General features: G+C 31.5%; 6 protein-coding genes and 1 rRNA gene. 3 read left to right on the forward strand and 4 right to left on the reverse strand.

Features of this window, described 5'->3' with window-relative positions:
• Positions 1–530, reverse strand: a 530-nt coding sequence (locus ACOX6R_RS06990; protein WP_433448656.1) for a disulfide bond formation protein DsbA, incomplete at its 3' end; no start/stop codon positions are given.
• Positions 531–716: 186 nt separating this feature from the next.
• Here ACOX6R_RS06990 and nrdD point away from each other — a divergent pair.
• Both nrdD and nrdG read left to right on the forward strand, forming a co-directional pair.
• Complete coding sequence (gene nrdD / locus ACOX6R_RS06995; protein WP_433448658.1) at positions 717–2,840, forward strand: anaerobic ribonucleoside-triphosphate reductase; 2,124 nt, start codon at positions 717–719, stop codon at positions 2,838–2,840.
• Positions 2,840–3,334 (forward strand): anaerobic ribonucleoside-triphosphate reductase activating protein, encoded by a 495-nt coding sequence (gene nrdG / locus ACOX6R_RS07000; protein ID WP_433448659.1) that lies wholly within the window; start codon positions 2,840–2,842, stop codon positions 3,332–3,334. The genes nrdD and nrdG overlap by 1 nt, the downstream gene beginning before the upstream one ends.
• Before the next feature lie 120 nt (positions 3,335–3,454).
• On the opposite strand, the gene ACOX6R_RS07005 is transcribed toward nrdG, so the two are convergent.
• Together ACOX6R_RS07005 and ACOX6R_RS07010 are read right to left on the reverse strand one after the other, a co-directional pair.
• Positions 3,455–4,114, reverse strand: coding sequence for a copper amine oxidase N-terminal domain-containing protein (locus ACOX6R_RS07005; RefSeq protein WP_433448660.1), 660 nt, complete (start codon positions 4,112–4,114; stop codon positions 3,455–3,457).
• 187 nt (positions 4,115–4,301) lie between these two features.
• Positions 4,302–4,949: a hypothetical protein gene (locus tag ACOX6R_RS07010; RefSeq protein WP_433448661.1), complete on the reverse strand. Its 648-nt coding sequence runs from the start codon at positions 4,947–4,949 to the stop codon at positions 4,302–4,304.
• 185 nt (positions 4,950–5,134) lie between these two features.
• Here ACOX6R_RS07010 and ACOX6R_RS07015 point away from each other — a divergent pair, with 185 nt between their 5' ends.
• Complete coding sequence (locus tag ACOX6R_RS07015) at positions 5,135–5,611, forward strand: hotdog domain-containing protein (protein WP_433448663.1); 477 nt, start codon at positions 5,135–5,137, stop codon at positions 5,609–5,611.
• 408 nt (positions 5,612–6,019) lie between these two features.
• On the opposite strand, the gene rrf is transcribed toward ACOX6R_RS07015, so the two are convergent.
• A 5S ribosomal RNA gene (rrf, locus tag ACOX6R_RS07020) occupies positions 6,020–6,136 on the reverse strand.
• Positions 6,137–6,146 lie beyond the last annotated feature (10 nt).

Raw genomic sequence — 6,146 nt, forward strand, 5'->3', positions numbered from 1 at the left:
GGAAGTTTTTTAATTCTATAATCAAATGAAAGCATTCTGTTTTCCAAAAATATTTCGTCAATCATTTCATATTCCATAAAGAACTCTTCAAAGTCCACGTCAAACTCTTTTAGAATTTCTCTTTGAACGTCTGGCAAAAAAATATTTTTTTCATACAAAATCGCATACTCCAAAAGTCTTCTCATATATTTTTTTGAAGAAGCTCTATCTATTTCTTTAAACGCAAGATAATATTTATCTAAGGGATATGTAGATTTGTACTTGTCTGTATATAAATTTGGAATTTCAGAAAATCCAGGCATCTTTGTCATAGTTGCCGTCGCTCTATACATGTCGTATAAAATTTTGTTGCCAAGAGAGACATTATTTTTATCTCTAAAATTTTCTGGCAAGAACTCTTCATAATTTCCAATGAGTCCCGACATCACAAAATCATATTCAAAATTCTCGTAAAAAAATTCATAATTTCTTATCTTTGGATAGATTCCCCACAAAAATGGGTCCAAAACATCTGTAAAAATTTTAAGCATAGCTATCCTCCTTTTCTAAATTATAACATATTTTGGGCTTGTTATTTTACTCTACTGACTAAATTAAAGATAAAGTGTACTGTAAAAAATGCACAATATATCGTCGCCCTCTTGATTTATACCACAATATGTTGTATAATAATATCGTAATTAAAAGAATCAAACTTTATATTGGAGGGGGACAAAATGCCAAACGTAATTAAAAGAAATGGTAAGACTGTTGAATTCGACAGAGACAAAATTGTAATAGCAATCGAAAAAGCTATGAACTCAAGCTCTGGCGTTTATGTAGAAAATCAAGCTGAAAATATTGCACGTGAAATAGAAGAGTTAGCAAATTCTAAAAAAGTTCCTCTTTCTATTTATGATATTGAAGACGAAGTTTATTACAGACTTATTCAATATAAAAACCCTGCAACTGCAAGAGCTTATGAATCATACAAATCAGTTCAACAATATAAACGTGAACAAAACACAACTGACGAAGATATACTCGGTCTATTAAACGAAACAAATTCAGATTTAATGGACGAAAACTCAAACAAAAATGCTGTAATTGCATCTACACAAAGAGATCTTATTGCCGGCGAAGTATCAAAAGACATAGCAAAGAGAAAAATGATACCACTAGATCTTGTGGAGGCACACGATTCTGGAGCGATACATATTCACGATATGGACTATATAATTCAGCCGATATTTAACTGCTGCTTAGTGAATATGAAAGATATGCTTGATAACGGAACTGTCGTAAACGGAAAGATGATTGAGACACCAAAATCTTTTCAAGTTGCCTGCAATGTAATGACTCAAATCATTGCACAAATTGCTTCTAACCAATATGGCGGACAAAGTATAAATATCTCATGCCTCGGTAAATACTTAAGAAGATCTTATGAAAAGAACTTGAATCTTGCTCTTGATGCTCTTGGCGATGTAACATTGGCAGAAAAAATGGCCAACAAGATGACACAAAAAGACCTTGAAAGCGGAATTCAAACTATTCAGTATCAAATAAATACTCTCATGACATCAAATGGTCAAGCTCCTTTTGTCACATTATTCATGTGGCTTGAAGACGACGATCCATACGTTGATGAAGTTGCGATGATAATCGAAGAAATTTTAAAACAAAGAATTCAAGGAATTAAAAATGACGTTGGTGTTTATGTAACTCCAGCCTTCCCTAAATTAATATATGTATTGGACGAAAATAATGTTCACAAGGATTCTAAATATTACTATTTAACTTCCCTTGCAATTCGTTGCACTGCAAAGAGAATGTATCCAGACTACATTTCTGCTAAAAAAATGCGTGCAAACTACGAAGGCAATGTATTTAGCCCAATGGGTTGTAGAGCATTTTTACCTCCATACAAAGATGAAGACGGAAAATATAAATTCGAAGGTAGATTTAACATGGGCGCTTGCTCAATAAACTTACCTCAAATAGGAATCTTAGCTGGCGGCGACGAAGATAAGTTCTTTGAAATTCTTGAAAAGAGACTTGATCTTGTTAAAAGAGTTGGACTTTTAAGATATGAACACCTTAAAAATGTAACTAGTGACTCCTCACCTATTCACTGGCAACATGGTGCAATTGCAAGACTTGGAAAACACGAACCAATTGCTCCACTTCTTGAAGGCGGATACTCTACAGTCTCTCTTGGATACATTGGAATATACGAGGCAACAATCCTTACTAAAGGAGTAAGCCACACTTCAGAAAAAGGCTACCAATTTGCAATGAAAATAATGGATGCACTAAATGCAGCTTGCAAAAAATGGACAGAAGAATACGGAATTAAATTTACACTATACGCAACACCAGCAGAGTCATTGACACAAAGATTTGCAAATATAGACAAAGAAAGATTTGGAATAATCGAAAATGTAACTGACAAGGGTTACTACATCAACTCATTCCACGTTGACGTTCGAGAAAAAATTTCAGCATTTGAAAAGTTTACATTTGAAGCTAAATTCCAAGACAAATCAACAGGTGGATGTATCTCTTATGTAGAAATACCAAACATGAGCCACAACTTAGAAGCTCTTGAAACACTTGTAAGATTTATTTATGACAACATTCAATACGCTGAATTTAATACAAAATCAGACTACTGCTCAGAGTGTGGTTTTGATGGCGAAATAAAATTAAATGAAAAAGGCCAGTGGCAATGCCCACAATGTGGCAACACTGACAGAGCAACTCTTTCAGTAGTTAGAAGAACTTGTGGATACTTGGGTGAAAACTTCTGGAACGAAGGCAGAACTAAAGAAATAAACGCAAGGGTACTCCACATATAATGAGATACGGACAAATAAGAAAATATGACGTAGCCAATGGCCCTGGCATTAGAAGCACAATCTTTGTAACAGGTTGCACTAGAAACTGCAAAAACTGTTTCAACGAAGAATATCAAGACTTTAACTTTGGAGATATTTGGACTGACAAAGAGACCAAAGAGATTATAGATTATTTAAAATTAGAAGAAGTAAAAGGACTCACAGTTCTTGGTGGCGAGCCCTTCCAAAACGAGATAGACCTGTATAAAATTATTAAAAATATTAAAAAAGAAATAACAAAAGATATATGGATTTTCTCTGGCTACACTTTTGATGAACTGATAAAAGACGATAACAAGAAAAAACTCTTAGAACTTTGTGACGTTTTAGTCGATGGTCCTTTTGTCGAAGAATTAAAAGACTTAAAACTAAAATTTCGAGGATCATCAAATCAAAGAATAATCGATATACAAAAATCTCTAAAAGAAGATAGAGTCGTAGAACTCAATATATAATTTAATTACGTGGCAAAAAAGGATGTTTTCAATTAATGAAGACATCCTTTTATATTAGAGTATTTAATAGCATAATAAAAAATAAAATTAATAATTTATAAAAACTATACCTCATAACTTTTATGGATTACAAATTTGGCAAGGAGTATAACCACCATTAATTGCCTCTTCCCTAGAATTTAATCCAACTTTATTTTTATCACTCATTTTTTTAACAGATTTACAATCGCTGTAATGAAACTTATGAGAATTTAAATTACCTACATACACACCAGTTACAGGAGTTTTCTCGTTAACTGTACTCGTAGTTGTGACCTTTTTCTCAGTATTATTTTTAACAATAGGCTTATAACCTTCACCAACTATTGCAACACGGTTATTGGAATCCCAATCGACTTTATTTCCCGTTACTTCAGCAATAATTCTAAGAGGTACAAAAGTTCTGTCGTTAATAATCTTAGGAGCAATATCACTGTCATTAAAAGTATCGCCAGCATAATAGCCTTTCTTCCCAATTGTAAAAGTAAAATAATTATCTTCATCATAAATTATATTCACTTCTTGGGTTTTTGCATTCCACTCCACCTTATAACCTAAATTCTCTGTAATAACTCTAACAGGCACAAGAGTCCTATTGTCTAAAATAACAGGATCTACATCACTGTTTACAAAATTTCCATTAATCCAAAGCTTAATATTACTCTCTGCAAATACACTTAAAGGTATAAACATAAGTACTACCAGTATGAGTAGTAAAACTTTTTTAAATTGTTTTTTCATATAATCTCTCCTTTTTTAGTTTACTAAAACGTTTTATCTTGTAATGCACTATACTTGTATTAAGTATACAATTAAAATTATTTGTCTTCAAATATAATTAGCTAATTCTTCTTTATTTACAGTATAAAATATAAAAAATAAAAAAAGCCATATCTATAAATTTAGACATGACTTTATGAAAATATAATTATACTTCTGCAGGAATTGGCTCATTCAATGTTTCATTTTCGAAATAGTCAGTTCCCTCATTAGCATTGTCTGTAAATATTGCAAAAGTTGAGACATAATCTTCTCCGTCAACTTTATAATAAATTACAACTCGCAGTGGCTCCAAAAAATATTTTTCATACTGAGTCCTATATCTATTAAATTCAAAAACATAAGTATTATCGTCTGAATTCTTCAAGCTTCCATCAATTTCTCTTAAACTTTTATCTTCGTCTCTATAATCAGATGCTGAAGCATAAATTTTTATTTTTGGATCTTCATCTAATTTGATAATATCTTTTTTATTGTGAAATTCAAAATATACATTTTTATCAGTGTTGAGATGAAGTGATGGGATATCTCCTTCTACTCTACCAAAGACTTTATCTTTTACATCTTGAATCTCTTCATCAGAAAGATTATCATACTCACCCGCTTTAAAAGTTTTTATAATGGGCTTTCTCTCATCGCCCTCTACCCTTGCCGTCATCATTATGCCATTTACACTTTCATTTCTAAGAAAGTCAGGCGTTGGCAAAGTCGCAATATGTAAAATGACAAAAAATGCCAATATAATTAATACTACTACTCCAAGTACAATTCCAAAAATTTTCATACCTTGATTCATTTCATCACCACTCTAATAAATTTTATTGATAAAAGATTTATATTATCAAATACAATATTATTATACACTATTTTGAATTCCAATAAAAATTTTAAAATCACGAAGTATTTAGTTTATTTTTAAATTCACTAACTAATGCTATAATATATGTAAAGATATTATTTTCACAATTGAAAGGAGAAAAAATGACAAATAAAATTGCAATACAAGAAACTTATGGTGAAAGATTCCAATATTGTTGGGGATGTGGACCAAAGAATGAACACGGAATACATTTAAAATCTTATCCAAGTGAAAGCGGCGAAGAATGTATAGCTAAAATCACTCCAGATAGCGTATATACTGGTGGAGTTCCAATGAATTTATTTGGCGGTATGATTGCTATGCTTTTTGACTGTCACGGAACAGCTTCTGCAGCTTGGTTTAAACATAGAGATCTAGGACTTGAGCTAAACGAAGATACAGTTATTGGAAGATTTATAACTGCAAGACTTGAAGTAGACTTTAAAAAACCAACACCAATGGATAAAGAAGTAACTATTACAGCAACTGCTGAAGAGATTGGTGAGAGAAAAGTTATAGTTAACATGGTTATGGAAGCAGACGGCGAAGTTCGTGCTAAAGCAAAAATGGTTGCCGTTGGTGTAAAAGATAATATGTAATAATTTAGCTGATGACACTTTGCTCATCAGCTTTTTTAGTTCAAGAAATATATTTCTATCATTATTATGTTTAAGAATATATGAATTTAATTATAAAATATTCTCCTACAGTAAGATTACTAAAATAAATTTATTAATAAGCTAAAAATGAACTAATCTTTTACACAAATGTTAACAAAATCAATAAAGTGTAGTCTACAACTAATAAAAGAAAATCACTTTTAATCCTATTAAAAATGGACATAAAAAAATCTCCCTTACAGGAGACTCTTTTATCTTTAATAATATGTAATGAGCTTTGCCCATTTTGGAATAATTAAAGCAAAATATTTTACTAATTTTAAAAGGAGTATTTTTAAAAAATAAAAAGTCTATCAACGAAGTTCGTCTTACGTCGGTAGACCTTTTATCTGGCAATAACTTACTCTCCCAGGTCGTCACCAACCAAGTACCATCAGCGGATTGATGCTTAACTTCTGTGTTCGGCATGGTTACAGGTGTGTCCATCATCCTATTCTCACCAGATTACTTAAAA

Source organism: Peptoniphilus sp. (genome assembly GCF_050943655.1).
Taxonomy (GTDB): Bacteria; Bacillota; Clostridia; order Tissierellales; family Peptoniphilaceae; genus Peptoniphilus_A.

Coding starts and splice junctions, on each gene's coding strand:
- ACOX6R_RS07010 (WP_433448661.1), bottom strand. CDS start 4,949: ATGAATCAAGGTATGAAAATTTTTGGAATTGTACTTGGAGTAGTAGTA.
- nrdG (WP_433448659.1), top strand. CDS start 2,840: ATGAGATACGGACAAATAAGAAAATATGACGTAGCCAATGGCCCTGGC.
- nrdD (WP_433448658.1), top strand. CDS start 717: ATGCCAAACGTAATTAAAAGAAATGGTAAGACTGTTGAATTCGACAGA.
- ACOX6R_RS07015 (WP_433448663.1), top strand. CDS start 5,135: ATGACAAATAAAATTGCAATACAAGAAACTTATGGTGAAAGATTCCAA.
- ACOX6R_RS07005 (WP_433448660.1), bottom strand. CDS start 4,114: ATGAAAAAACAATTTAAAAAAGTTTTACTACTCATACTGGTAGTACTT.